20 protein-coding genes are annotated in these 24,983 nt (G+C 64.0%); 12 read left to right on the forward strand and 8 right to left on the reverse strand.

Annotation, left to right across the window (positions count from 1 at the left end):
- Positions 1-131: 131 nt before the first annotated feature.
- Both VXL81_RS01535 and VXL81_RS01540 read left to right on the forward strand, forming a co-directional pair.
- Positions 132-1,067 carry a hydrogen peroxide-inducible genes activator gene (locus tag VXL81_RS01535; protein ID WP_340547780.1) on the forward strand — a complete coding sequence of 312 codons (936 nt, stop codon included), beginning with the start codon at positions 132-134 and terminating at the stop codon, positions 1,065-1,067.
- Between the two features lie 97 nt (positions 1,068-1,164).
- Entirely contained in the window at positions 1,165-2,622 is a 1,458-nt protein-coding gene (locus tag VXL81_RS01540) for a multicopper oxidase family protein (protein ID WP_416552671.1), read from the forward strand.
- A gap of 78 nt (positions 2,623-2,700) precedes the next feature.
- Here VXL81_RS01540 and VXL81_RS01545 read toward each other — a convergent pair whose 3' ends face one another.
- The 3 genes from VXL81_RS01545 to VXL81_RS01555 are packed head-to-tail and all read right to left on the reverse strand — an operon-like array spanning position 2,701 to position 5,135.
- Positions 2,701-3,543, reverse strand: coding sequence for a DUF1206 domain-containing protein (locus tag VXL81_RS01545; RefSeq protein WP_416552673.1), 843 nt, complete (start codon positions 3,541-3,543; stop codon positions 2,701-2,703).
- Between the two features lie 59 nt (positions 3,544-3,602).
- On the reverse strand, positions 3,603-3,800 hold the full coding sequence (locus tag VXL81_RS01550) for a hypothetical protein (RefSeq protein ID WP_416552675.1): 198 nt from the start codon (positions 3,798-3,800) through the stop codon (positions 3,603-3,605).
- A 57-nt stretch (positions 3,801-3,857) separates the two neighbouring features.
- Positions 3,858-5,135, reverse strand: a complete 1,278-nt coding sequence (locus VXL81_RS01555; RefSeq protein ID WP_416537900.1) for a replication initiation protein — start codon at positions 5,133-5,135, stop codon at positions 3,858-3,860.
- A 793-nt stretch (positions 5,136-5,928) separates the two neighbouring features.
- Between VXL81_RS01555 and VXL81_RS01560 the strand changes: the two genes are divergently transcribed.
- The 4 genes from VXL81_RS01560 to VXL81_RS01575 all read left to right on the forward strand — a co-directional run bounded on the left by VXL81_RS01560 (position 5,929) and on the right by VXL81_RS01575 (position 11,815).
- Positions 5,929-7,299, forward strand: coding sequence for an AAA family ATPase (locus tag VXL81_RS01560; RefSeq protein WP_340547776.1), 1,371 nt, complete (start codon positions 5,929-5,931; stop codon positions 7,297-7,299).
- 1 nt (position 7,300) lies between these two features.
- A complete protein-coding gene (locus VXL81_RS01565) occupies positions 7,301-8,383 on the forward strand; it encodes a ParB/RepB/Spo0J family partition protein (RefSeq protein ID WP_416539696.1) in 1,083 nt (360 codons plus the stop codon).
- Between the two features lie 182 nt (positions 8,384-8,565).
- On the forward strand, positions 8,566-10,581 hold the full coding sequence (locus VXL81_RS01570; protein WP_416552677.1) for an ATP-binding protein: 2,016 nt from the start codon (positions 8,566-8,568) through the stop codon (positions 10,579-10,581).
- 298 nt (positions 10,582-10,879) lie between these two features.
- Entirely contained in the window at positions 10,880-11,815 is a 936-nt protein-coding gene (locus VXL81_RS01575; RefSeq protein ID WP_416552679.1) for a hypothetical protein, read from the forward strand.
- Between the two features lie 43 nt (positions 11,816-11,858).
- On the opposite strand, the gene VXL81_RS01580 is transcribed toward VXL81_RS01575, so the two are convergent.
- Positions 11,859-12,272 (reverse strand): SRPBCC family protein, encoded by a 414-nt coding sequence (locus VXL81_RS01580; protein WP_340547772.1) that lies wholly within the window; start codon positions 12,270-12,272, stop codon positions 11,859-11,861.
- Entirely contained in the window at positions 12,269-12,619 is a 351-nt protein-coding gene (locus VXL81_RS01585) for an ArsR/SmtB family transcription factor (protein WP_416537861.1), read from the reverse strand. The genes VXL81_RS01580 and VXL81_RS01585 overlap by 4 nt, the downstream gene beginning before the upstream one ends.
- 295 nt (positions 12,620-12,914) lie before the next feature.
- On the opposite strand from VXL81_RS01585, the gene VXL81_RS01590 reads away from it, so the two are divergent.
- The 4 genes from VXL81_RS01590 (at position 12,915) to VXL81_RS01605 (ending at position 18,711) form a co-directional block, all read left to right on the forward strand.
- On the forward strand, positions 12,915-13,481 hold the full coding sequence (locus tag VXL81_RS01590) for a hypothetical protein (protein ID WP_416552681.1): 567 nt from the start codon (positions 12,915-12,917) through the stop codon (positions 13,479-13,481).
- Positions 13,482-13,582: 101 nt separating this feature from the next.
- Complete coding sequence (locus tag VXL81_RS01595) at positions 13,583-14,335, forward strand: MipA/OmpV family protein (RefSeq protein WP_340547769.1); 753 nt, start codon at positions 13,583-13,585, stop codon at positions 14,333-14,335.
- A gap of 3 nt (positions 14,336-14,338) precedes the next feature.
- A complete protein-coding gene (locus VXL81_RS01600) occupies positions 14,339-15,598 on the forward strand; it encodes an efflux RND transporter periplasmic adaptor subunit (protein WP_416552683.1) in 1,260 nt (419 codons plus the stop codon).
- Entirely contained in the window at positions 15,595-18,711 is a 3,117-nt protein-coding gene (locus VXL81_RS01605) for an efflux RND transporter permease subunit (protein WP_416552685.1), read from the forward strand. The genes VXL81_RS01600 and VXL81_RS01605 overlap by 4 nt, the downstream gene beginning before the upstream one ends.
- A 47-nt stretch (positions 18,712-18,758) precedes the next feature.
- On the opposite strand, the gene VXL81_RS01610 is transcribed toward VXL81_RS01605, so the two are convergent.
- Positions 18,759-19,961 carry a helix-turn-helix domain-containing protein gene (locus VXL81_RS01610; protein WP_416552705.1) on the reverse strand — a complete coding sequence of 401 codons (1,203 nt, stop codon included), beginning with the start codon at positions 19,959-19,961 and terminating at the stop codon, positions 18,759-18,761.
- Between the two features lie 133 nt (positions 19,962-20,094).
- The gene (locus tag VXL81_RS01615) at positions 20,095-20,886 is read right to left on the reverse strand and encodes a helix-turn-helix transcriptional regulator (RefSeq protein ID WP_416552687.1); all 792 of its coding nucleotides are present in this window, start codon (positions 20,884-20,886) and stop codon (positions 20,095-20,097) included.
- A 465-nt stretch (positions 20,887-21,351) separates the two neighbouring features.
- Between VXL81_RS01615 and VXL81_RS01620 the strand changes: the two genes are divergently transcribed.
- Positions 21,352-22,437 carry a Fic family protein gene (locus VXL81_RS01620; protein ID WP_416552689.1) on the forward strand — a complete coding sequence of 362 codons (1,086 nt, stop codon included), beginning with the start codon at positions 21,352-21,354 and terminating at the stop codon, positions 22,435-22,437.
- 56 nt (positions 22,438-22,493) lie between these two features.
- On the opposite strand, the gene VXL81_RS01625 is transcribed toward VXL81_RS01620, so the two are convergent.
- Positions 22,494-22,793, reverse strand: coding sequence for a DUF2218 domain-containing protein (locus VXL81_RS01625; protein ID WP_340547764.1), 300 nt, complete (start codon positions 22,791-22,793; stop codon positions 22,494-22,496).
- Positions 22,794-23,118: 325 nt separating this feature from the next.
- On the opposite strand from VXL81_RS01625, the gene VXL81_RS01630 reads away from it, so the two are divergent.
- On the forward strand, positions 23,119-24,966 hold the full coding sequence (locus tag VXL81_RS01630; protein ID WP_416537896.1) for an ABC transporter ATP-binding protein: 1,848 nt from the start codon (positions 23,119-23,121) through the stop codon (positions 24,964-24,966).
- The last annotated feature ends 17 nt before the right edge of the window (positions 24,967-24,983 follow it).

Raw genomic sequence — 24,983 nt, forward strand, 5'->3', positions numbered from 1 at the left:
TATAGGAAATAGCTATCATAAATTCCCCATCCCCTGCTGTCGCCCACCCTAGCACATGCCACCTGAGTCGGGGCGAGAACCTGATCGGCACAGCTTGCCTGCCTTCGTAAAACCGGATTAAAAAACGCAAGATGATAGACGCCCCCTATAACACCAGCCTCACCCTGCGACAGCTGCGCTTCCTTGTGGCGGTTGCGGATGAGCTGAACTTTTCCCGCGCCGCCGCCAGATGCTTTGTCAGCCAGCCGACGCTCAGCGTCGGCCTGCGGGAGCTGGAAGAGCGGCTCGGCGTCACCCTGGCAGAGCGCACCAAACGCTCGGTCATCCTCACCCCTGTCGGCGCCCAGATTGCCGAACGCGCCCGCAAGCTGTTGCAGGACAGCCGCGAGATCGAGGAGCTCGCCGCCGCGCAGGCCAGACCCGAAGGCGGCACCCTGCGAATGGGCGCAATCCCCACCATCGGCCCCTTCCTGATCCCCCGCGCCATGCCTGCGCTGAAATCCAGCTTTCCCGATCTGCAACTCTACCTGCGCGAGGAACTGACCGGCCAGCTGCTGGAAGGCGTCCACAGCGGGCGGCTGGATCTGGTGATCTATGCCGAACCCTATGCCGCCTCCGGGCTGGAAACCCTGCATCTGTTCGACGACGGCTATCACCTTGCCGCCCCGCCGCCCGCCTCTGACCTCAGCGCCGGGGCCGACACCGCCCTTCGCGGGGCCGATCTGGACGGGCGACAGCTGCTGTTGCTCGAACAGGGCCATTGTCTGCATCATCACGCGCTCAGCGCCTTTCCCGATCGCGATATCCAGCGCGACGACAGTTTTGCCGCCACCTCGCTCTCCACCCTGATCTCCATGGTGAGCGAGGGGCTGGGGATCACCTTGCTGCCCGATCTCGCGGTCGATGCCGGGGTTGCGGCGGGACAGGATGTGGTGATGACGCCGCTTGCCGATGCCTGCCCGCGCCGGGTGACCCTCGGCTGGCGGCCAACCAGCGTGCGCGCCGATCTGTTCCGCAAGATCGGCACCGTCCTGCGGCAGGCCCGCGGCTCGCTGACCGGCACATAGAGGGCGGGTAATTCCGCCGCAGCCCTGTCGCCGGATCTTACACCCGCCAGCCAAACCCGCTAGCCTGCCCGCAGCCTCTCCCGCAACCGGTAGAACCATGACCGCAGACAGACCTTCGCCCCGCCTGAGCCGCCGCCGCGCGCTGCAATTGACAGGGGCCGCCGGGATGCTGGCGCCACTGGGGCTGGCGGGCGCACAGCTCACCACCCCCGCCAGGGCGCGGGCCAGCGCCCAACCCACGGCGGTGCCTCTGCCGATCCACATCCAGCGCGCCCGCTATACCATCGCCGATCAGCCCACTGATGATCTGATCTCGACCCGACCTGACGGGCCGCCGCCGGTCATCCGCCTCAAACAGGGTCAGCCCTTTGCCGCGCGGGTCACCAATACCCTGCCCGATTACACAGCGATGCACTGGCACGGCATCCGGCTGGACAATGCCATGGACGGGGTGCCCTATCTGACGCAATTTCCCATCGGCGAGGGGGAGAGTTTCGACTACCACTTCACCCCGATGGATGCCGGCACCTATTGGTATCACCCGCATTGCATGACGATGAACCAGATGGCCATGGGGCTGACCGGCGTGCTGGTGGTGGACGAGGCCGAAGACCCCGGATTTGACGCCGATATTGCCCTGAACCTGCGCGATTTCCGACTGCGCCCCAATGGCGAATGGCTGAAGCTGTGGACTGCGCGCGGGGCGGCGCGGGCGGGCACCTTTGGCACCATCATAACCGCCAATTGGGACAGCGACCCGACCTATGAGGCCCCCACCGGCGGGCTGGCGCGGCTGCGGCTTGCGGCCACCGATACCACGCGGATCTACAAACCCTTTGTGCTGGGTGCCTCCGGTCAGGTGATTGCCGCCGATGGTCACCCGCTGCGCGAGGCCATCGACTGGCCCACCGATACGGCCCCTGCCCTGCTGTCACCCGGCCAACGTCTGGATATCGCGGTGCAGATGCCCCGCATCGAAGGCGCCTATGTCGATGTGATGACCGACTTTCCCGGCGGACCCCGCCGTCTGGCCCGGATCCGCGCCACCGGTCCCAGCCTTGGCCGCGATCTGGCCGAGCTGTCGCCGCTGCCCGCCAATGACGTGCCTGAGCCGGATCTGACCAAAGCGCGCACCGAGGATCTGGTTTTTGGCTGGACGCCCGAAGGCGGCGCGCAGGAGAACGGTTATTGCGGCTCGCTGGGCTATAGCTTCTGGTCGATCAACCGCAAACCCTGGCCCGGTGACGCTGCCGCTCCCGACACCCCCGGCGCCGCCCCGCTGCTGGTGCTCAACCGCGGCGAAAGCGTGATCCTGCGGCTGCGCAATGAAAGCCCCAACGCCCATCCGATCCACCTGCACGGTCTGGTGTTCCGCCCGCTGTGGTCGAACCGGCGCAGCCTGCCGTCCAACTGGACCGATACCGCGCTGCTGCTGAAGGATGAAATCATCGAGGTGGCACTGGTGGCCGACAATCCCGGCGACTGGGCGTTCCACTGCCATGTGATCGAACATCAGAAAACCGGGCTGGCGGGCTATATCCGCGTGCTGGCCTGACCTCCCGGCTCCGCCCCTGCGCGGAGAGGCACGCGCCGGTGTGGCGCGGTCGCCCGATCGCTTGGTCAGGGAACGGCCTTAGCCGTTCAGCAATTGCCGCAGCGACGGCGTGCCGGAGGCATCGGCCCGTGGCACGATCCGGTAGCGCGCGTTGACAAAGCAGAACAGGCCAAACCCCAGAAGACCAAGGCAGAGAGCAATCACCAGCGCCTGGCCATAAGCCTTGGATTGCAGCCAGTCAAAGGCCGACCCCAGACCACCCGCCTCGCTGCGGGAGGAATAGGTGGCGGCCTGTACGATCAGCAGGCCGATGATGCCCACTGCAACCCCCTGCCCGGCCAGCCCGATGCGCAGCGCCATGTTCAGATGGCGGGTGACCGGGTTGCCCTGTAGATGGTCAAGGTAGCCCTGCGTCCAGGCCTTGTGCAGATAGTAGAAGCCGACGGCGATGGTGATCACCCCGATGATCCCCGCCGCCAGCTGACCCATCGAAGAGGCAAACAGCTGCTGTACGACGCCAGTGTCGCCACCGCCCCGGCTGACCCCAACCGCAACAATGATGGCAAGCGCGGCCAGCCCCAGATGCACCAGACCGGTGATGATCATCCCGGCCCTTGCCACCACTCCTTTGAGGTCGCTGCCATAATCTTCAAGATCCCAGATCCCGTCCACGGCCCTCCAGATGGCATAGGCCAGCATCGCCAGCGCGATCACCAGCAGCACCGCGATGCCCCAGCCGCTGCGAAACCGCTGCATCGTCTCGGCGGTGCCCTCCGCCTCTCCGCCATTCAGGATCGACCAGAGCGACAGACCCGCAACCAGCAGGTAGACCAGCCCGCGCCCGGCGTAGCCCGCCCGCATGATCGGCACGGCCCAGGCGAAATCACGGGCGGAATGATCGGTGGTGCGGTCTGCGGACATGGCGAGGGTTCCTGACGATGGTGCCTGCGGCATGGCAGGTGAAGAGTGACAGCGGGCGGTCACGACCCCGGTGCGGCGGGTCGAGCAAACGGCGCGACAGATCCGACCGGTGCAGGATCCAGCGCCTGCGCTCCGCCCGCGCGGGCCGGCTGGGTCAGCATCGACAGCAGGATCAGGGCGGCAATACCCGACAGCAGGACCGCCAGCAGCGCCCGCAGCAGGCTCAGCGCAAAGGGGTTGAATAGAAAATAGACCATGCCGGACCAACGCGGCAGACCGCTATTGGTTCCCTTGCGCCCCCTGCCGGGACCGCGCTAGCTGTCGAAGGCCTCCGGCTCCAGCTCACGCCAGAAGGCGATGATGGCCGCAGCATTGAGCGCCGAGCGCCAGCCGTGCTGACGGAAATGCTCGCGGTCCAGATCGCTCTCCAGCCGCGACAGGAACAGCCGTTTGTCTGCGTCACGCTGGGTCGGGTTTCGCCGCGAAACCAGCGCCTCGACAGTTTCCAGATGCCGCGCCCGGTCCCGGCGGGCTGCGGCGCGGGCGTCAAAGGCGGCGGCCTCTGCGGCGGCCTCCGCCTCGCGTGCCAGACGGGCCTCGCGGATGCGGGCCTCCTCCTCGGCTGTGATCGGCGGCGGGGTTCCGGCCTCTGCTGTCGCGCTGTAATCGCCGTCAATCGCCGCCCGCAGATAGCCAAGCCGCGATTTCACCGCCCCCTGCCCGGCCACGTAATCCAGTTTCTGCTGAACGTAATCCGGCCCGTGTTCGGTGATCCACTGCCGCGCCAGACGGTCCGACACGCCCTGCCCGCGCAGCGCCTTATAGACCGGTTGCTGGCGCAGCCCGTCGCTGTCGTCGATCTGGAACATCGCCATCTGCGGATTTTCACGGATCAGGAAACGGATTTCGCTGACCGCGCGGCCTTTCTTGCGGGTCTGCGGCTCGATGATGATGTCGGAGGATTTATTGACCTCGGCCACCGCCGGTTTGATGATCTTGGCGTTGAGATGTTTGAAACTCTCGTAATAGGCGGAGCCATCCACCCCCATCAGCTTGCGAAAGATATCGAGCCCCCACCAGCCGGTCGATCCGGTGCGCACAAAACGATAGCAGTTTTCATAAAGCGCCAGCCCGTGACCGGAGCTGAAATTGCGCTGAATCTTGACGTTGATCAGGGCAAAGATCTTGGGGTCGTGCAGTTTCTTGGCCAGCTCCGGCGAATAGGCATATTCGCAGATCCCATTCTTCAGCTTGGCAAAGCTGAGCAGCGACGAGACGCCCCATTCCTGATGGCCCTGTTCGTCCAGCATGTCCCATTCGGCAACGGTTTCGGCCAGCGCCCGCAGGCTGGCGCGCAGACTGTCGATATCGTTGGAATTATACCCCACCATCATCGCCAAGGTGCGCGCGTCGATGGTATGGCTGCGCGCCGAGGTCAGCGTGTCATAGGCATTGAGCAGCAGCACATTCGACAGCTTGCGCTGCAACAGCGTCAGCTTGCCGCTGATATGGATCGCGGCGACATTCTTCTTGACCGTTTCGCGGGTCAACGCGCCGGTCAGCCGCTCTGTGTCAAAGCCGGGCTCTGCCATGGAATCACTGCCTGTCATCATGGGCCTCAATTGCGCCATACCCTGCCACAAAAGGAACCTATGCGACAACCGCATATGGGTTCCTTTGTTACTACGTCGGCCGACATTTGTCTTTGACACCGGTTCCGGGCAGCGGCCACCGCCACGCCGAAAGGGACCCGTTCACGGGATCAATCGTGGCAAATGACGCCCTGTTGCGAATCGCGGCGATGCCCCATGATCGCATGATCCGACCCACCGTTGCGCCGCAGAGGCCCAGAGCGCGCGCTGGGGGCGCAACAGGAATTTCCGCCAATCAGTGTCAAAAATGGCGCAACAGGCTCTGTTTTATGGCTGTCATTCGGTCTAGCATCGGGCTGGCAACACCTCTGACACCGGACTGCCGGTGTGCAGCGCCATCCTGAGAATCGGCGCCTTTTGCCCCGCTTTCAGGCGCCTGTTATCCCGCATACGGGTCCCTTTCATCCCGTGTTCAGGTGCCTCTTGTACCGGATGCGGGTCCCCAAACTGGGGTAACTGACTGTAATTGAATGTTAAACCGGAACCAAAGACTCTAAAGATTCTAAAAAATATAAACGTTTAGCTGTCATCTATTTTTGAGTTTTCCAAGGAAAAGCCGAACGTTTCGCGGCGAAACCGGGCCGAGGTGGATTGAAGCACCTGCAAAAATTGCCCTTGCGGGTCCATATGACCTAGGCAGCCTGCAAGATGTTCCCTATTCTCTGGCATATAAGCGCAAATAGAAAACACGCGCGATAACACGCATCCACATGCACCGAGATCGAGCCGCAACATGACATCGCCTCCCCTGCCCCCGTATTTCAATCTGGATCCCAAACAGGCCGCCGCCAAACTGCCGGATCCGATCCAGACAACACGGTTCGCCAAGGCCGCCGCCATGTGCACCAAAGGGCGCGAGGATCTGGCCCGGCGCGGCTATGCGCCCGACGGCGAAAAACGGCTGCGCAAATTCTCCACCTGGGAGATCACCCGCTATCTGATCCCGGTCGCGCCACAGCATCTGCGCCGGGTGTTGAAGAACCACCCCGACCTGCCGCAGGGCGAGGGAGAAGGCGGCTCCAAATGGTTCACTCTGGAGGAGGTGCTGGCGCTGCGGCGGCATTTTGCCTCCGAAGGGATCTCGACCAAGGAATATCTGCCCTACCGGCCCAAGGGCGTGCCGGCCAAGGTGACGGCGGTAGCCAATTTCAAAGGCGGCGTTGGCAAGACCTCGACGGCGGCGCATCTGGCAATGTCGGCCGCGCTGGATGGCTACAAGGTGCTGGTCATTGATCTGGACAGCCAGGGGTCGATGACCTCAATCCTTGGCGGCAAGGTTGAGGACGAATGGTCCACCGTCTTTCCGCTGATCGCCAAGGATTACGCCAAATCCGTGGTTGCGGAAAACGCCGTGCGCGCCGCCGCCGGAGAGCCGGAACTGCCGCTGGATGAGACATTGAACGAGGCGCTGCGGGTTTCGTCGCGAAACGTCATCCAGAAAACCCATTGGTCGAATATTGATCTGATCGGCGCGCAGCTGAACCTGTATTGGGCGGAATTCCAGATTCCGGTCTGGCGCATGGGGCTGCGCAGCTGGCCGCTGTGGGATGCGCTGAGCAACTTCCTCGAGCAGGAGGGCATTCTGGACGATTACGATATCGTCTTCCTCGACACCCCCCCGGCGCTTGGCTATCTGACCATCAACGCGCTGGCGGCGGCGGATATCCTGCTGGTGCCGCTGGGGGCATCGTTTCTGGAGTTTGACTCGACGGGTCGGTTTTTCGACATGCTTTATTCCACCTTCGCCTCCATCGAGGAGGGCGAGAATATGGCACAGCGCGCGGCGGGTTTGCCGGAAATTAAATTTGAATGGGATGTAGTGAGGGCGCTGATCACGCGCTTTGACGCCAGTCAGCAGACGGACATGGCGAATGTGATCCAGGCCTATTTCGGAGATTTCATGAACGCCTACCGTCAGGATGTCACCGCCCTTGTTGGGCAGGCGGGAGAACAGGTGAATGGGATCTACGAAGCAGACTATCGCGACTTCAACCGCGATACCTATGTACGCGGTCGCGAAACCTTTGATCGGACCTATGCGGAGTTCAAGGAGCTGCTCATCGGCAGCTGGTGGCGTGACACCCAGATGGAAGAGGCGGAGTAACATGGCAAAACGCAGACGGCTGAGCGCCCCCGACGCGTCCGAAATCGAAGCCATCGAGGAGGGTTTCGCCGCGAAACCCGGCATCAACCCCTTTGACCCGGCGCCCGGTGGCGTCCCGGCCAGCGCGCCGCCGATTGCCAAGGTCTCGGCCGAGGCGGCACAGCTGCGCGGGATGGCGGCGGTGGCGGACCGGGTCGAGATGGCCCGCGACAAGGCAGACGCCGAACGCTGGCGCGCGGCTGAGACTGCCGGGGAAACCGTGCTGCGCATTCCGCTGACCGAGATTGACCGCGACTATCTGCGCCGCGACCGGATGCAGATCGACGAGGAGGAGCTGGACGAGCTGATCAGTTCTATCCGCGCCCATGGTCTGCGCAGCCCGGTTGAGGTGATCGCGCTGGACGATGGCTTTGGTCTGGTGTCGGGCTTTCGCCGTCTGGAAGCCTATGCGCGGCTGAACCGGAGCGAAGACGGGTTTGCCGAGATCCCCGCGTTTCTGCGGCGGGGCGCGGACAGTGCGGGCGCCTATGTGGCGATGATCGAGGAAAACGAGCTGCGCGCCAATCTGACGCCCTATGAACGCGGGCGCATTGCGGTGCTGGTGGCGGGGCAGGGGGTGTTTGCCTCGGTCGAGGCGGCGGTTGAGGCGCTGTTTGCGGCGGCGTCAAAGGCGAAACGCTCCAAGGTGCGCAGCTTTGCTGCCGTGCATGAGGGGCTGGGCGATCTGCTGCGCTATCCCAATGCGCTGTCGGAGAAGGCCGGGCTGAAACTGGCGGCGGCGCTGCGGTCGGGCGGGCAGGGCGCCCTGCGTGCCGCGCTGGCCGGGGCGGATCCGGCGGATGAGCGGGCGGAATGGCGGCTTCTGGAAACCGCGCTGTCGGATATGGACCCGGTGGCGGAGGCCAAGCCGCGTGGCGGGCGCCCCCGGCAGGTCACCCGGCTGGCCGCGCGGCGGCTGCAATCGGGAGGGGACCTGTCGGCTGAGGTGGCGCCGACGGCGGTGCGAATCGACCTCAAGGGCCGCAGCCTTGACCCCGCGCAGGTGGAGGCTTTGCTGGCATTGATCGAGGATACCCTGGACTGAGGGCTGCCCGGAATGGCCGCTCACCCGTCTGTTCTGTTCGCCCCAGCTGTCGACCTTGGCGGCTGAGGTGCTTTTTACGGGGATTAATGGGTAAAACTGTAGGTACCGTCCCGTTTTAACGATAGGTTCAGACATTTTTGGCCAGATGGGTGGCTTGAGGGGTATGCACAGCGGGACGGCACTTGCAGGTACTATTTACATTCACGATGCGGCGCCTGGCGGTATTGCTGTTCTTCGCTCTCGTCGGTGTTCCGACTTTGGCCAGCATGGGGCAGGCCGAACCGATCCGGATGACCTATGAGGAATACCCGCCCTATTCCTTTACCGATATTGACGGATATCCAAAGGGCGTGTCGATCGACCTGATGCGCCATATCGCCAGCGCGGCGGGGCGGGAGGTCGTGTTTCAGCCCAACACAAACCCGGCCGGTATGCTGGATGAGCTGCGTCTGGGCCGGGCGGATGTGACATCGCTTCTGGCGCTGACGCCGGAGCGGTTGAGCGCCGGGCTGGCCACGCGCACGCTTGGATCGTTTGAGATGCGGGCCTTTGTCCGCAAGAGCGATCAGCTCTACGAGCTGGATGATCTCGCTGGAATGGATATCGGCGTGGTCAGCGGCAGTTTCGCCGTTGACGGTGCCCGCCAGATCCCCTTCACCGAGATGGTCGAATTTGCCTCGATGGACACCCAGATCCTGCCGTTTCTGACCGGTGAGATTGATGTGGTGGTGTCAGGCCACAACAGTTTCCTGCGGCGGCTGCGTATGGCTGAGGTTGACGACCATGTCCGGGTGCTGTCACCGCCGCTGGTCAGCAGCCCCTATGGGTTCCTGGTGGCGCCGGGGCAGGAGGCGCTGCGCGATGAGCTGGACGCCGCCATCGCCGCAAGTGTTGACGCCAACTTGCTGCGCGATCTGGACAAGAAATGGTTTGGCCAGTCACGCACGATCTGGGACAATATTCTGGTGCGCTGGGGCCTGCTGATCGGTGCCGTTCTGGTGGCGGTCATCCTGACGCTGGGCTATTGGTTCCATTATTATCGCAACAAATCCAATCAGTTGCTGAGGGATCGCGCTGGCGACCAACTGCTGGTTAAGGCACTGGATGAGGTGGCTGCGGCCATCGTGATCTACGATCACAACATGCGGGCGGTGCATTGGAACCATGGGTTTGAACTGATCTTTCCCGGCATGGTGGCGGCCCTGAAAAAGGGCGCGACGATGCAACAGATGATCGTGAAATCCTATATGGATGGCACCATCGAAAACCCCTACACCGATGCGCAGATTGTATCCCTTGTTGATCAGGTTGTTGAGGATCTGCAGCGCGGAAGATCCGAGCCACGGACAGTGCGCGCGACGGATGGCCGGGTGTTTCAGGCCCGTGATGTCAAGCTGGGCTCCCGGCATTTTGCCTCCCTGCGGGTGGATGTGACCCGCTTGCAGGAACAGCAGGATCTGATTGCCGCGCAAGCCCGGTCGCTGGAGGTGGTCAACGAGGATCTGCGCACCTTCTCCGCCATTGCGGCACATGATCTGAAGGCGCCTTTGTTCAGCCTGCTCAACCTGATTGATTTCGTGGCCGAGGACATGCAGGAAGCCGGGATAGATCTGCCCGACGGCGTCCGCTCTAACTGGGTTGAAATGGAACGCCTGTCGCAGCGGATGATGCAGCTGGTGCAGGATCTGCTGGTCTATTCCACCACCCATAGCGAGAGCCATCAGGCGGAGGTGATCGAGCCATCGCAGCGCCTGCATGAGGTGCTGGAACTGGCCGGACCGCGCGCCGGTTTCGAGGTGATCATTGAAGCGGGGATGCCGGAACTACAGGTCAATCCGATCGCCTTTGACATGGTGATGCGCAACCTGATCGCCAACGCCTTTCAGCATCACGACCGGGAACGCGGCCATCTGGTGCTGAGCGCGAAAACCGGTCCCGATGCGGTGACGATCTCGGTGCGCGACGATGGTCCGGGCATCCCGGAGGAACACCGCGAGCGGATCTTTGCCCCGTTCCACCGGCTGTCCTCCTCGACCGAAGGCAGCGGGCTGGGGCTGGCGTTTATCAAGAAAACCGTGGAGAGCTGGGGCGGAACCGTGCAGGTTTCGGCGGCCCAGCCTCGTGGTGCGGTCTTTGAGGTGAGTTTTCCTCGCCCCCTCGCGAAGCGTGACGCCGCGCCGAAGCAGCTTGTCGGCTAGACCTGTTCCGGGCCAGCTGCGCGCTTGGGATCCATAAATTCAGGCTCTAACAAAGGCATTACAGACCAATCCCTGCGGTTGCATTGACTCTTCTTCCGCGGGCTGGCTACACACGGGCTGACACCTGATCGGCCCGGCCTGCGTGCGGCGGCTGCATTAAGGACAAAATTGGGACAAAACAAAGACAAACACCCCGTTAATTATGGTCTTAAGGGCAACCTTATTGTGACATCGGGGCTGGGGCGGCCTGTTATGGGCCGCGGGTTGTGATCCGGCGACCCCAAGGCGGAGTTTGACGATGACAGAACCGCAGACCATCACTGGCGTGACCGGCTCCACATCTGGAGGCGGGGCAGGAGATCTGACGGTTGCGCTGCATATCGGGGCGCCGTTTACCGATGAGGATCAGCTGATCTGGTCGCTGCGCCGGGATTCGGCGCGGCTGTTGCAGGATGGCGTGCTGGTGCGCCGACCGGGAACCTATCTGAAAGACCTGACCGATCTGAAGGGCCGCGCCGCAAAGGAGGGGGTCAGCGACGAGGCGTGCGAAGACTTTCTCGAGGGGGTACTGCGCGACGCGGATCCGGCGCGGGTGGTGCTGTCGATGTCGGCGATTCTGGGCGTGCCAGCCTGGATGCTGAATGATGGGCGGCTTTACCGCAATGCCGGTGCCAATACCGCCGCGCTGCGGGCGGTGTTTGCCGATCATCGCTGCGAGTTTTTCCTGGGTCTGCGCAATCCGGCGACGCTGGTGCCGGCCGGGTTTGCCGCGCAGTCGCAGAAGGATTGGTACGGGTTTGCCGGGGATACCGACCTGATGGAGCTGCGCTGGTCCGAGGTGGTCGGCGATATCCTGACCGCAAATCCCGATTGCGCGATCACCGTCTGGTGCAATGAGGAAACGCCGGTGGTCTGGCCGCAGGTGCTGGGACATGTCACCGGGTTGGGCGCGGGCTACCGGTTCACCGGTGAGACGGATATTCTGCGTCAGGCGATGACGGAGGAAGGCACCCGGCGGCTGGAGGCCTATCTGGCCGAGCGTCCGAAGCTGTCGGAACAGCAGCGCAATCAGGTGCGCGAGCTGTTCCTGTCCTATTTCCACGCAGAAGATGCGGTGGAAGAGGAAATTGACCTGCCGGGCTGGTCGCAGGGGTTCGTCGATGAGATGACAGAGCGCTATTTCGCGGATATCGATCTGATCCGCAGCCTGCCCGGCGTGACCGTTATCGACTGAGCCTTTGGCCTGTGCGAACGGCAGGTCCGGCCCGCTGCGATGCTCAGCTGTCGTGGGCGGAGGCCCGCATCCGGCCCAGATGTTCGTCCCATCCCTTGTCCAGCGCCAGCAACAGGTCAAAGGCCTCGACCCCCTGTGGCAGGCCGGTGTGGGTCAGCGACAGATTGGTGCCGCCGGGCACCTCCTCTAGCGTCCAGGAGACGGTGCTGGTGCCATCGCCCATCGGCGCGATGGTGAAGCTGTAGTCAAGGCGGGTGAAGGGCTCCGCCAGCAGCACCTCGCCCCACATCAGCCGCTTGCCGCTTTCGGTGCCGAACATCTCATAGGGGCCTTCGACCAGCGGGGTCTGGGGTTTGTGGAACCAGATCGCCAGTTTCTCTGGCTCTGTCAGATAGGCCCAGACCTGGGCCGGGGTGGCCCGCAGATAGATGGATTTGCGCAGGATCGTATCGGTCATTGGATGTCCTTTTCGATTTCGGATTTGAGCGTCGCAAGGCGGTCGTCCCAGAAGGCATCAAAGAAGCCGAACCAGTCGAACACCTGCCGCAGCCCATCCGGGTTGAGGTGATTGAGCCGGGCGCGGCCCTCGGTCTGGACCGAGATCAGATTGCCCTCGTCCAGAATGGTGAGATGTTTCTTCACCGCGGCGCGGGTCATCTGAAAATTCTCCGCAACCTCGGCGATGGTGAGGCTGTCCTGCGCCAGCAGCCGGAGGATCTGGCGGCGTGTCGGATCCGCCAGGGCGCGAAAGGCCAGTTGCTCCGGCTGCTGGTGGTTCTGCTGGTCCGGCGTCTGCTGTGACATGGCGGTATCTGCTCCTTATATGATACCGTTTGGTATCCTTTTAATATGATACCTTATGGTTTCACGTCAAGCCTGATTCTGCGGCATCGCGCCGGACCCCCCCGCTGGTCGGGGGCAAAACCGTGCTGTCCGGCGTCCTGTCCTGCCGGGACGGGCAGTCTGGCGTCCTTTCCGGCCCGGTTGGACGACGGGGCTGCGCGGCTCTGGCTAGGGTCAGGGCGAGGCGGCGGATGGCCTGCCCTCTACAGCCCTGCTGTTGCGCAACCGGAATATCTGACCAGAGAGAGACCCCGCCATGCTCAGACCTTCGTTTCAGTCCCGTTATCTGACCTCTGCGCTGCGGCGGTATCGGCGCGCCGTGCCGCTGCTGCCGGTGGTGTTCTGCATCGCACTGGGGTTTGCCATCGGGGCCACCCCTGCGACCAGCGCCGGAACCGGCAGCAATGATATCCAGCCGCGCGACGGGCATTGGCTGGCGCTGATGCAGTTCCGGTCGGTCAGCGGCTGTTCGGCGACGCTGCGGCGCGAGATCGAGTCCGATGCAAAGGATGAGGTGCTTTATTCCAAGCCCCTGCATTTTTCCAAACCACTGGATCTGAACCAGCTCAATGCGGCCTGGGAGGTTGATATCAACTGGACCCGCACCAGCCCCAACCGCTGGGAAGGGGTGATGACCGAGGTCGAGCGCACCCTGTTCGGCAAGGTCACCACCGTGACCGAGTTGCAGACACGGGTGATTTCGGAGGGGCTGATTGATCAGAAGGCGGTGGCGACGATCAGCTTTCCGCCGCGCATGGTCCGGCAGATCGGTTCAGCCGAGCCTTGCGTGGTCCATGCCGATATCACCCACCGGCTGCGCTGATCCGCAGCTGGCCAGCATCGCCCGCACCTGACGAGGGCGCGCCGGGGCGTCCCGAAACCCATACCCAAGACCTAAAACACGATCTGAAAAAGGATAAGACCATGAATTTTTATCGCAGCGCCGCTCTTGTGACCGCGTGTAGTCTGGCGGGCGCATCTGGCGCCGCCGCCGAGGGGCTGTTTTCCAACGGCCAGTTTACCCTCGGGCTGGGGGCGTTTGCCTCCTCCGACCTTTACAAGGGCGAAAGCACCGAAGCCGCCGCCCTGCCGTTTGTGTCCTATGACAGCGACCGGCTGCATCTGGGCTGGGACGGGGTCGCCTATCATATTCTGAACAGCGAGGACCTGCAGGTTTCGGTGCGCGTGGGTGCGGGCGAAAAGCCGGATTACCCGGAGAACAAGCCGCTGTTTGCCGGGCTGAAGCGCAGCACACCGATCGAGGCGGGATTTGACATGACCTATCGTTTTGACGGGTTCTATGTGGCGGGCAGCGCGATGGTGGATGTCTCCAATGAGCATGACGGCTATCACGCGGAGGCCAAATTCGGGACCGAGTTCCAGATGGGCCAGCTGGGTGTCGATATTGGCGCCGGGGCGCGGATGCGCGACGGCAAGCTGAACAACTTCCTTTACGGTGTGTCCGCCAGCGAGGCGAACGCGCAGCGGGCCGCTTATGATGTTGGCTCCACCACCGAGCCGTTTGTGGATATGACCATGGTCTACCCGATCAGCGACACGTTGTCGGTGCTGGGGACGGTGAATTATCAGCTGATCGACAAGAAGGTTCACGACAGCCCGCTGACCAATACCAAGGACAGCTATTCGGTCGGGCTTGGCCTGATCTACAGCTTCTGATCCATGGCTTTTCCGCTTCACTCGAAACCGCGGGGCAGGGCAGGGGAGGCGCGGCGGGAGACCGCGCCGCCAACCGGCCCCGCTGCCGCCGTGCCGCCGCTCTCTGCCGTGACCGGGGCCGCTCCAGCGGCGCCGGTTGAGCTGGTGTTTGTCAGCGATGCCAGGGCGACATGGCCGCCACTGCTGGCGGCGGCGATCTATCTGGGGCTGGTGGTCTGGATGCTGGTCGGGCTGTTCTGGCCCGCCGCCCCGCTGCCGCCGCCCGATGGTGGGAATTCCCCCGTGACAGAGCCTGTTTCTGTCGCTGTGCAGCTGTCACAGGCGGCGCCGGTGACGCGGCTGCTGCACGCCGAGGGGCATAGCAGGGCTGACCGGGACGCCACCCTGCGGGCGGAGATGTCGGGCCATGTGGCCACCGTTGCGGTGGCGAAGGGCGCACGGGTTGCGCAGGGGCAGATCCTCGCCACCTTGCAGGCCGGTCCCCGGCAGGCGGCGCTGGCGCGGGCGGAGGCCTCGCAATTGCGGGCCGAACGCGAGTACACGCGCGCGGCGGCGCTGCATCAGCGGGGATCGACCACCGATCAGCGGCTGAGCGAGGCGCGCGAGGCGCTGGCCGTGGCCAAGGCGGATCTTGCCGCGGCTCGGCAGTCTCTGGCGGAAACGCAGCTGACCGCGCCCTTTGCCGGGCATCTCGAAGCCTTGGACCTCACCCCCGGTGCCTATGTGCAGGAGGGGGCCGAGGTGGCGCGGGTGGTGGCGCTGGATCCGCTGCGGGTGGTGTTTCAGGTGCCCCAGCACCAGCGCGGCTCCCTGACCGAGGGGGCCATCGCGCAGGTCCGGTTTCTGGACGGGCGCAGCGCCGAGGGGCGGCTGAGTTTTCTGGGGCAGAGTGCGGCGGCAGAGACCCGCAGCTTCACCGCCGAGCTGACGCTGGCCAATCCGGCGGAGCGCAGCGCTGCGATCCCGGCCGGGGTCAGCGCCCGGATCGAGGTGCCGCTGGATCAGGTCCAGGCGCATTTCCTGTCACCGGCGCTGCTCTCGCTGGATATGGCGGGGGGGCTGGGCGTCAAATCTGTCGATGACACCGACCGTGTGGTCTTTACCCCGGTGGAGATCGTCCAGTCAGCGCGCGACGGCGCCGGTGTCTGGGTCAGCGGCCTGCCGGATCAGCTGCGGCTGATCACCGTCGGACAGGGTTTTGTCAGCGCAGGCGAACGGGTGCGGCCCGGTGGCGATGGCAACGGCGCGGCGGATCCGTCGTGAACGGCATATTGGCGGTGATCTTTTCCCGCAGCCGCGCGGTGATCCTGATCTTTGCGGCGCTGCTCTGCGCCGGGGCCTATGCCTATGTCAGCATCCCCAAGGAGAGCAATCCCGACATTCCGATCCCCTTTGTCTATGTCAGCACCAGCCTGTCGGGGATATCGCCGGGTGACAGTGAGCGGCTGCTGGTCAAGCCGCTGGAAACCGCGCTGAGCGGGCTGGCGGATCTGAAGGAGATGAAGGGTCACGCCTATGAGGGCTATGCCAGCGTGACGCTGGAATTCGAGGCAGGTGCTGATGTGGCAGAGGCGCTGGACCGGGTGCGGGTGGCGGTGGATCAGGCCCGCCCGGACCTGCCGGAGGCCGCCACCGAACCGGTTGTGATCGAGATCAACACGGCACTGTTTCCGGTGCTGACCACGGTGCTGTCCGGGCCGGTGCCGGAGCGCAGCCTGAACCGGATGGCGCGCGAGCTGAAGGCACGGCTGGAGGCGGTTTCGGGCATTTTGGAGGTCGATATCGGCGGCGGTCGTTCGGATCTGCTGGAGGTGCTGATCGACCCGGTTGCCTTTGCCACCTATGGGCTGTCCTTCGAGGCGCTGGTGGGACAGATCAACCGCAACAATGCGATGATTGCCGCCGGGACCATCGACGGTGCCGCCGGGCGGTTTGTGCTGAAGGTGCCGGGGCTGGTCGATGGGGCGCAGGATCTGATGCAGATGCCGGTCAAGGTGCAGGGCGGTGCGGTGGTGACCCTTGGCGATATCGCGGTGGTGCGGCGGCGGTTCGAGGATCCGCGCAGCTTTGCCCGGATCAACGGCCAGCCGGCGCTGACGCTGGATATCACCAAACGCAGCGGCGCCAATATCATCGAGACGGTGGCTGCGGCAAAGGCGGTGATTGCAGCGGCGCGGCAGGAGTGGCCGCAGAGCGTCAAGATCGACTATCTGCTGGATGAGAGCCGCGAGGTGGAGACCATGCTGGGCGATCTGGAGGCCAATGTGGTGGCGGCCATCGTGCTGGTGATGCTGGTGGTGATCTATGCGCTGGGGCTGCGCGCGGCGCTGCTGGTTGGCCTGTCGATACCGGGGGCGTTCCTGGCTGGTGTGGCGCTGCTCTGGGCGATGGGGATCACGATGAACATCGTTGTGCTGTTCTCGCTGATCCTGGTGGTCGGAATGCTGGTGGACGGCGCCATTGTCACCACTGAACTGGCGGATCGCCATTTGCAGGAGGGCGCGACCCCGGCGCAGGCCTATCGCGCGGCGGCGGGGCGGATGGCGGGGCCGCTGATCTCCTCGACCGCGACCACGCTGAGCGTGTTTGTGCCGCTGCTGTTCTGGACCGGCACCACCGGTGAGTTCATGAAATTCCTGCCGATCACCGTCATCGTGACTCTGGCGGCATCGCTGCTGATGGCGCTGGTGTTCATCCCGGTTCTGGGGGGCGTGATCGCGCGGCGGTCGCCGCAGACGGCGGCGGCGAAACTGGCGTTGCATGCGGCGGAATATGGTGATCCGCGCCTTGGCCGTGGGACGGCGGGGCTATATGCGCGGATGCTGACGCGCGCACTGCTGTTTCCGGGCACCACCGTTCTGCTGAGTCTTGCGCTGTTGATCGCGACCTTTGGCCTATATGGGACATTCGGCGCGGGGCTGAGCTTTTTCCCCAAGATAGAGCCTGAATTCATGCAGGTTCAGCTGCGCGCACGGGACAATTTTTCGATCCATGAACGCGATGCGCTGGTGCGGGTGGTGGAGGATCAGCTGCTGCGCCGCGATGGGATTGCCAGCGTCTATGCGGTGGCCTCGCTTGGCGGGGGTGATGATCTGGACCTTATCGGCACCATTCAGCTGGAGCTGGATCCCTGGGACCAGCGCCCGCCCGCAGCGGAGATTGGCGCCGGGATCCGTGCCGAGGTAGCGGATCTGCCGGGGGTCGAGGTGCGGGTGGAAACCGAGGATGACGGGCCAAGCGCGGCCAAGCCGCTGGATCTGCATGTCACCGCCCGCGACCCCTCCGCGGCCGAGGCGGCGGTGGCCCGGATCCGCGAGATCATGGGCGGGATTGGCGGGTTCACCGATGTCGCCGACAGCCGCGCCCTGCCGGGGGTGGAATGGCGCATCGAGATCGACCGCGCCGAGGCCGCGCGCTATGGCGCGGATCTCAACCTTGTGGGGCAGGCGGTGCAATTGCTGACCCATGGCGTGACCGTGACCACATTCCGGCCCGATGACGTGGCGGAGTCGGTGGATGTGCGGGTGCGTTTTCCGGCGGCGGATCGCAGCTTTGACCGTTTGCGGCAGCTTCAGGTTCCGACCAGCGCGGGGCTGGTGCCGATTGCCAATTTCACCCGCTTTGCACCGGTGCCGCGCTCCGGCGCGATCGAGCGGCGGGACCAGTCGCGGGTGCTGACGCTCTCGGCCAATGTGGCGCCGGGGCTGCTGGCCGATGCGCAGATCGCGCGGCTGCGTCAGGCGCTGGACCGCGCCGATCTGCCAGACGGCGTAAGCTGGCAGTTCCGGGGCGAGGCAGAGGAGCAGGATGCGGCGATGCGGTTCCTGATCCTTGCCTTTGTGACGGCGGTTGTGCTGATGGCGGTGATCCTGATCGCGCAGTTCAACAGTTTCTATCAGGCGGCGGTGGTGATGTCGGCGATTGTCTTTTCCATCGCCGGGGTGCTCCTTGGGCTGCTGCTGGCGGGGCGGCCGTTTGGTGTGGTGATGGGCGGCATCGGGGTGATTGCGCTGGCGGGCATCGTGGTCAACACCAATATCGTGCTGATCGACACCTATAATGCGCAGCGGCAGGCCGGGCAGTCGCCTCATGAGGCGGCGCTGCGCGCAGGGGCGCTGCGGCTGCGGCCGGTGGTGCTGACGGCGCTGACAACGGTGCTGGGGCTGATGCCGATGGTCCTGGGGATGAAGCTGGATCTGCTGGCGGGCAGCATGGTGTTTGGCGCGCCGTCCAGCCAGTGGTGGACCGAGCTGTCGACAACCATCGCGGGCGGGCTGGTGGCGGCAACGCTGCTGACGCTGCTGGTGACCCCGGCGATGCTGGTGCTGGGCGCGCGCGGGCGCAGCTGGCGGGGTCAGCGGGCGACGGGTGGCTGAGAGCGGCAGCGGCAGGCCACCGGCCAGCTGCTGCCCCGTCGTCGGCGTCAGGTCGATGGGGCGGCGCTGCCGCGGGCGGCACGCAGCGCAGAGGGGGTGGTGTTCATCTCGCGCTTGAAGGCGTTGTAAAAGGACGAACGCGAATTGAACCCGACATCATGGGCGATCACCAGAATGGTCTCATCGCTGTCATGCAGCTGTTTCACCGCATCCTGAATGCGCCATTTGTTGACGTAATCAAAGAAATTCGACTGAAGCGTCATATTCAGCGTCTGCGAGACGTAGTTGGAGGTGACGCTGATATGTTTGGCCAGATCCCAGAGCGACAGGTTGGGATCGCGGTAGAGCATATCCTTGGTCATGGCGCGTTCGATCTTGGCCGCGATACGGGCCGCGTGATCGTCGGTGAGCGCGGAGCGTTCGTATTTTGCGGCGGCCAGTTCCCGCTCGGCGGGCGGCTGCGTGTCGCCGCGCGGTTTCGGCATCAGCCCCGGCTGCTGGCGCACGCCCCAGACGCCGATCACCCAGGTGATGGCGAGGCTGGACAGGCCATTGGTCAGGTCGGAGGCTTCGCTGAACAGGATGAACAGCTCAAGACCAAAGAGGTCGGCCAGAATCTCGGCGACACTGAGCAGGAGATAGGCGGAGACCGTGGTGGTGATCCACCAGACCCAGGTCAGTTCGCGGTCCTCGGTGGTGGCAAACAGATCCTTCAGGCGCGTGCGATATCGCGACAGCATCCGCATGATCAGCACCAGGTAGATGGCGACCTGGCAGTAAAACAGCACTTCGACCAGCTGGAAGTAGATCAGGATCGCCTGAATATACTGGCTGAGGTCGGCGAACTCCAAATCATTCTGGGCGAACAGGGATTTCGGGATGGTCCAGAACAACACCACCATGCTGATCGCCAGCAGGATGGGCACCGCGTGCCAGAACCTTTGTGTGACCGGGGGGCCGTCATCCTCGGAGGTGAGACCGCGCACGTAGAGCCAGAGCAGCAGCGGCTGGGCAAACACGGCGGGCACATGCAGGCTGTTGAAGCGCGCGACAAGATAATCATAGGCGTCATCGGTGACCACCAGATCAAGGATGCCGAGCATTTCGGTAACGGATTGAGTGATGAAGAACAGCGCCAGCGGCACATAGATGCGCTGATGGCGTTGGTGCAGCAGCAGCTGATTGGTGCAGAACAGCGCCATGCCGAGGTGAAAGGCCGACAATGCCAGCAGGTATTTATCGTCCACCATCACGCGCCCGATCCTGAAATTCCCTATCTGGCCTTTAGCAGCGGGCAGCGCTGATGGACAGATCTGCAGGCGGTCAGGCTGTCCTTTCCAGCAGGGAAGAACGCCGGACAGGGGGCAGGGGCGGCTTTTGCCCCTAGGGGCCGGGCCTCGCGGAGGGCCGGATCCTGGCGAGCACGCCGATCGCCTCGACCCGGTTGCGGACGTTCAGTTTACGGTAGATCGAATTGGCGTATTCCGAGACCGTATGGGGCGAAATCTTGCAGATTGCCGCGCATTCCTTGGTGGTCAGCCCCTGGCTGAACAGATAGAGCACCTCGCGTTCGCGCGGGCTGAGCCGGGTCAGCGCCTCCGATTGTGGGGCGATCAGGGACCGGTTGAACGCGGCCTCTGCCGGGGCGTCGGCGGGGGGCTGTTCCGGGGCCGCCGCCGCGGGCTGTCGCAGCTCCTCCATGCGGCGATGGATGATCATGCAGAGAAAGCGCAGGCTGTCGGTCTTGCCCGCGACATGGGCGAGAAAATCGGCCCGCGTCAGACTGGTGCCGATGTTGAAACCGCCGAACCGGTCGGAACCTTGCAGCCGAACCGGGATGGCAATGCCGGCGCGAAATCCGCTCTTGACCGAGGCGTCGCGGATGAAGGCGGTTTCCGCAGCGGCCAGATAGGGGTGATCGGCCAGAAACTCCGCCCCGGTGAACTGTGGTTCGTAGCTGTTGCAGCAGTGATCCAGAAACGGATCCCGATGGCTGGGCAGTTGCTGGTAGATATCGGGCAAGTTGGTCTGGATATGTGGATGACTGCGGTCGCCGTCCACGGTCAGGTAGATGGCGTAGTCAAATCCCATCGCAGCAAAGACCTGCAAGCTCTGCGCCCAAAGCTCGGCGATGCTGGTGCAGCGTTCCAGACTGTCGATATCAGTCCAATCCACGACGATACCCCCTAATGTTAAGGGATAACACCTGCGGTGCCGCATTGCTAGCGTGGCCGAGGCGCCGGGGATACGGCCATGTCTCTCCTCGGATATGTTGGGCATGGCTGTGGTCCGGCGCTGGTGGCCTGTTGTGAGTGCGGGGCATCTGAGTGTTTTTGACCGCCGCGGATCCGGTGTGAGGCCGATGCGGGGCGGCGAAGACAGCATAGCCTGATGGGCCTGGCCGAACGTCGCATTACCGCATGTCGTATTGGCCGGGGGAGGCGCAGGGTGAGGCCGAATTGAGCGATCCTCGCTGCTGCCGGGGCCGTGGCATCGCTTGCCGGGGGGTAAGGCCACGGTCGTCGGCGGCGCCATTTGACCCGCGTCAGCCAGAGGGCGGGCGGGCGGTGACTTGATTAGCGCCGCTATTCAGATCATAATAAGTCAAATTTTGATCCGATTAAGGGTGCTTATCACATCATGCCGCATATCTGGCAGTCTCCGTCCTGGCCGCGCTTTGGCTATGATCCGGCACATATCGAACCCGAACTGGCCCGCGCCGCCGAGGCGGTGGGCGAGGTGACGGGGCTTGTCCACGGGCTGACCCCGCAGGAGCGCGAGGAGATGCTGCTGCGCCAGATCGTGCAGGAGGCGATGGCCTCCTTTGGAATCGAAGGCGTGGCACTGGATGCCAGCGAGATCGAAGCCTCGGTTGTGGCTTCGCTGCGCCATCGCGACAGGGCGGCGATCTCGCGGCGCTCGGATGCGGTGGCGGAGCTGATGCTGGCGGCGCGCCGGGCCGATCAGCCGCTGGACAGCGCGCAGATCCTGACTTGGCACCGGTTGCTGTTCACCGGCATGGAGGTGGAGGACCTCGGCCGCTGGCGACGCTTTGAGATGGAGATCGTGCGCTCCGCGACGGCGGGTCCGGGGGATGTGCTCTATAAGGCGCCGCCGCCGGATCGGCTGGAGGCTGAGATGGCGCAGTTTCTCGACTGGGTGAATGTCGATCAGGGAATGCCAGTTGCGGTGAAGGCGGCGCTGGCGCATCTGTGGTTTGAATCCATTCACCCACTGTCTGATGGCAATGGCCGCATTGGGCGCGCCCTGATCGAACATGTGTTTGCCCGCAACCGCGCGTTGCCGTTTTCGCTGTCGCGACAGGTGGAACGGGACAAGAAAGCCTATTATGCCGCCCTGCAGGCAGGGCGCAAAGAGGGCGCAACTGGCATGATTGACGCCAGCGAATTCGTGCTCTGGTTTCTGCGCACGCTGACACGGGCGGCGGCTTCGGCCCGCGATGAGGCGGGGTTTATTCTGCGCCGCAACCAGTTCTTTCTGCGCTACGGACCGGTGTTGAATGATCGCCAGAGCCATGCGCTGCGTCTGCTGTTTGAGCAGGGGCCGGAGCGGCTGGCGGTGGGGCTGAGCGCCAAATCCTACCGCAAGATCACCAAGACCTCTCCGGCCACCGCGACGCGGGATCTGCGCGCGATGGAGGAGGCCGGTGTGGTCACGCGGATGGAGGCGGGCGGCCGCTCCACCGCCTATGCGATCCGGTTCTGACCTCTGGTCAGGTTTATATGTCTGACCTCTGGTCAGGTTGTGTGTCTGACCTCCGGTCAGGCAGGAGCCGTTGCGGAGGCCCAGGTCATCGCCTCAAATTCTTCGCGAAAGGCAAAGCGCTTCAGGTGGTTGTCGATGATCTGGCGGGCGTGATCCAGCTCTTCGGCAGTGGGGGCGGTGACCTCGGCCAGGAGCCGGTCGGCGCTGGCGGTCAGCGTTGCAGGTCCCATGCCCAGAGCCACGGTGCCCCGGCTGTCATCATGGGTGACGGCGACCTTATGGGCAAAATGCTTGCACAGCTGTTGCAGGTATTTGGAGGCGTTGGGGGTGTCGAAATGGCCTGTATCCGTAATCATTGGGCTTAATCCTTAGTTTTTCTGTCAGCTTTGCAGGATAGAGATTCCGGGGCGCAGCGCAAGGTGAATTCACCGCTGCCAGCCATGGTGCGCGGCGGGCCGCAAAATGGTGCGCAAGCCAGATTGCAGGACTTGGCGCATGGTGGATTATCCGGCTGACAAACCCATCCGGCGGCAGTAGAACGGCCCGGCTACGGTGCAGGCAGATGTCGCGTCAGGCGCGGGAAGCAGCGGGTCACGGACCGTCACGCTGCTGTCCTGCTGATGCGAAAGACAGGCGACCCACATCTCAGGCGAATTTCAATTCATCCTTGAGAGGGGCGCTATGTTCCGGGCTTTTGAAAACCTTGTCGATCCGTTTGCGGCCTCGCAGAGGGCGGCGCCGCGTGCCGGTCTCTGGCCGTATCTGTGGCAGCAGCTGGCGCCCTATCGCAGATGGCTGCCGCTGATGCTGGTCACTGGCGTGCTGACCGCGCTGATGGAAAGCGGGCTGATCTTCTATGCCGGGCGGCTGGTGGATCTGATGACCGAGAGTGGCGCTGCGGCGTTCTGGGCCGATCACGGCGGTGAGATGATCCTCGCGCTGGTCTGTGTGCTGCTGCTGCGTCCGACGTTGGTCGGGCTGAACCACCTGCTGCTGGAGCAGACCCTGTCCTCCAACCTGCAGGAACAGGTCCGCTGGCAGGCGCATCAGCATCTTCTGGGGCAATCGGTCGGCTTTTTTCAGCATGATTTCGCCGGGCGGCTCAGCAATCGGGTGATGCAGATGGGACCGGCGGTGCAGGACAGCGTGCATATGATGTTCGAGGCGGTGCTGTTCGCGGTGACCTATATGCTGGGCGCGGTGGTGGTGCTGTCGCAGATCGACGGGCGGCTGGCGGTGCCGCTGCTGATCTGGGTGCTGATTTACGGCGTCTACGTGCGCCATGTCGCCCGCCGTGTCGCAGCGACGGCGGAGAAATGGTCCGATGCGCGCTCCGGGGCGACGGGGCGGATTGTCGATGCCTATGGCAATATCGAAACCGTCAAGCTGTTTGCGCAGGGCGGGCAGGAGCTGGGTTATGCGCTGTCGGCGCTGCGGCGGCTGCGGACGCGTTACCAGCGGTTCATGCGGATGATGACCACGCTGGCCTTTGGCAGCATTGCCATCAACGGCGTGTTGATCCTGATCGTGGTGGCTCCGGCGATCTGGCTGTGGACGGTGGGTCAGGTCAGCGTTGGAGAGGTGGCCGCCGTCGCGGCACTGACCATCCGGCTGAACGGCATGAGCGGCTGGATCCTCTGGGTGACGATCCGCCTGTTTGAAAACATGGGCATCATCCGCGAGGGGCTGCGGTCGCTGGCAACGCCACATGCGGTGGTCGATGCAGCGGCGGCGCCGGCCCTGAAGGTCACGCGGGCGGAGATCCGCGTGGAGGGGCTGCATCACAGCTATGGCAAGGCATCGGAGGATGGCAGCGGGGGTGTGGCGGGGCTTGATCTGACGATCGGGGCCGGGCAGCGGATCGGCATTGCCGGGCCGTCCGGCGCGGGCAAGTCGACGCTGGTGTCGCTGCTGTTGCGGTTTGATGACCCGGACCGGGGGCGCATTCTGATCGACGGCCAGCCGATCGACAGCGTGACACAGGACAGCCTGCGCGCGCAGATTGGCGTGGTGACGCAGACAACCGCGCTGGTGCATCGCTCGGTGCGGGCCAATATCCTATATGGCAATCCCGGCGCCAGCGAGGCGGAGATGGTGATGGCCGCCAAACGCGCCCGTGCCCATGACTTCATTCTGGGGCTGCGCGATCAGGCCGGGCGGACCGGCTATGACGCCCATGTGGGCGAGCGCGGAGTGGCCCTGTCCGGCGGGCAGCGGCAGCGGATTGCGATTGCGCGGGTGGTGCTGAAGAATGCGCCGATCCTGATCCTGGACGAGGCAACCTCGGCGCTGGACAGCGCGGTGGAGGCGGAGATCGAGGAGACATTGCGGGATGTGATGCAGGGCAAGACGGTGATCGCCATTGCGCATCGCCTGTCCACGATTGCGCAGATGGACCGGATTGTCGTCATGGATCAGGGCCGCATCACCGAAGATGGCAGCCATGCCGCGCTGCTGGCGCTGGGGGGCACCTATGCGATGCTGTGGTCGCGGCAGGTGGGCAGCCCCTGCGCGTCGGCGGATTGCTGACGGCAGGCAGAGAACGG

The sequence above is a fragment of the Phaeobacter sp. JH204B genome, assembly GCF_048055755.1.
Taxonomy (GTDB): domain Bacteria; phylum Pseudomonadota; class Alphaproteobacteria; order Rhodobacterales; family Rhodobacteraceae; genus Phaeobacter; species Phaeobacter bryozoorum.

What these genes read in the sequence shown, in the direction of transcription:
- VXL81_RS01580 (WP_340547772.1), bottom strand. Translation starts at nt 12,272, where the DNA reads ATGACCGATACGATCCTGCGCAAATCCATCTATCTGCGGGCCACCCCG.
- VXL81_RS01595 (WP_340547769.1), top strand. Translation starts at nt 13,583, where the DNA reads ATGAATTTTTATCGCAGCGCCGCTCTTGTGACCGCGTGTAGTCTGGCG.
- VXL81_RS01535 (WP_340547780.1), top strand. Translation starts at nt 132, where the DNA reads ATGATAGACGCCCCCTATAACACCAGCCTCACCCTGCGACAGCTGCGC.
- VXL81_RS01600 (WP_416552683.1), top strand. Translation starts at nt 14,339, where the DNA reads ATGGCTTTTCCGCTTCACTCGAAACCGCGGGGCAGGGCAGGGGAGGCG.
- VXL81_RS01575 (WP_416552679.1), top strand. Translation starts at nt 10,880, where the DNA reads ATGACAGAACCGCAGACCATCACTGGCGTGACCGGCTCCACATCTGGA.
- VXL81_RS01610 (WP_416552705.1), bottom strand. Translation starts at nt 19,961, where the DNA reads ATGGTGGACGATAAATACCTGCTGGCATTGTCGGCCTTTCACCTCGGC.
- VXL81_RS01540 (WP_416552671.1), top strand. Translation starts at nt 1,165, where the DNA reads ATGACCGCAGACAGACCTTCGCCCCGCCTGAGCCGCCGCCGCGCGCTG.
- VXL81_RS01550 (WP_416552675.1), bottom strand. Translation starts at nt 3,800, where the DNA reads ATGGTCTATTTTCTATTCAACCCCTTTGCGCTGAGCCTGCTGCGGGCG.
- VXL81_RS01590 (WP_416552681.1), top strand. Translation starts at nt 12,915, where the DNA reads ATGCTCAGACCTTCGTTTCAGTCCCGTTATCTGACCTCTGCGCTGCGG.
- VXL81_RS01555 (WP_416537900.1), bottom strand. Translation starts at nt 5,135, where the DNA reads ATGGCAGAGCCCGGCTTTGACACAGAGCGGCTGACCGGCGCGTTGACC.
- VXL81_RS01630 (WP_416537896.1), top strand. Translation starts at nt 23,119, where the DNA reads ATGTTCCGGGCTTTTGAAAACCTTGTCGATCCGTTTGCGGCCTCGCAG.
- VXL81_RS01625 (WP_340547764.1), bottom strand. Translation starts at nt 22,793, where the DNA reads ATGATTACGGATACAGGCCATTTCGACACCCCCAACGCCTCCAAATAC.
- VXL81_RS01560 (WP_340547776.1), top strand. Translation starts at nt 5,929, where the DNA reads ATGACATCGCCTCCCCTGCCCCCGTATTTCAATCTGGATCCCAAACAG.
- VXL81_RS01585 (WP_416537861.1), bottom strand. Translation starts at nt 12,619, where the DNA reads ATGTCACAGCAGACGCCGGACCAGCAGAACCACCAGCAGCCGGAGCAA.
- VXL81_RS01545 (WP_416552673.1), bottom strand. Translation starts at nt 3,543, where the DNA reads ATGTCCGCAGACCGCACCACCGATCATTCCGCCCGTGATTTCGCCTGG.
- VXL81_RS01620 (WP_416552689.1), top strand. Translation starts at nt 21,352, where the DNA reads ATGCCGCATATCTGGCAGTCTCCGTCCTGGCCGCGCTTTGGCTATGAT.
- VXL81_RS01565 (WP_416539696.1), top strand. Translation starts at nt 7,301, where the DNA reads ATGGCAAAACGCAGACGGCTGAGCGCCCCCGACGCGTCCGAAATCGAA.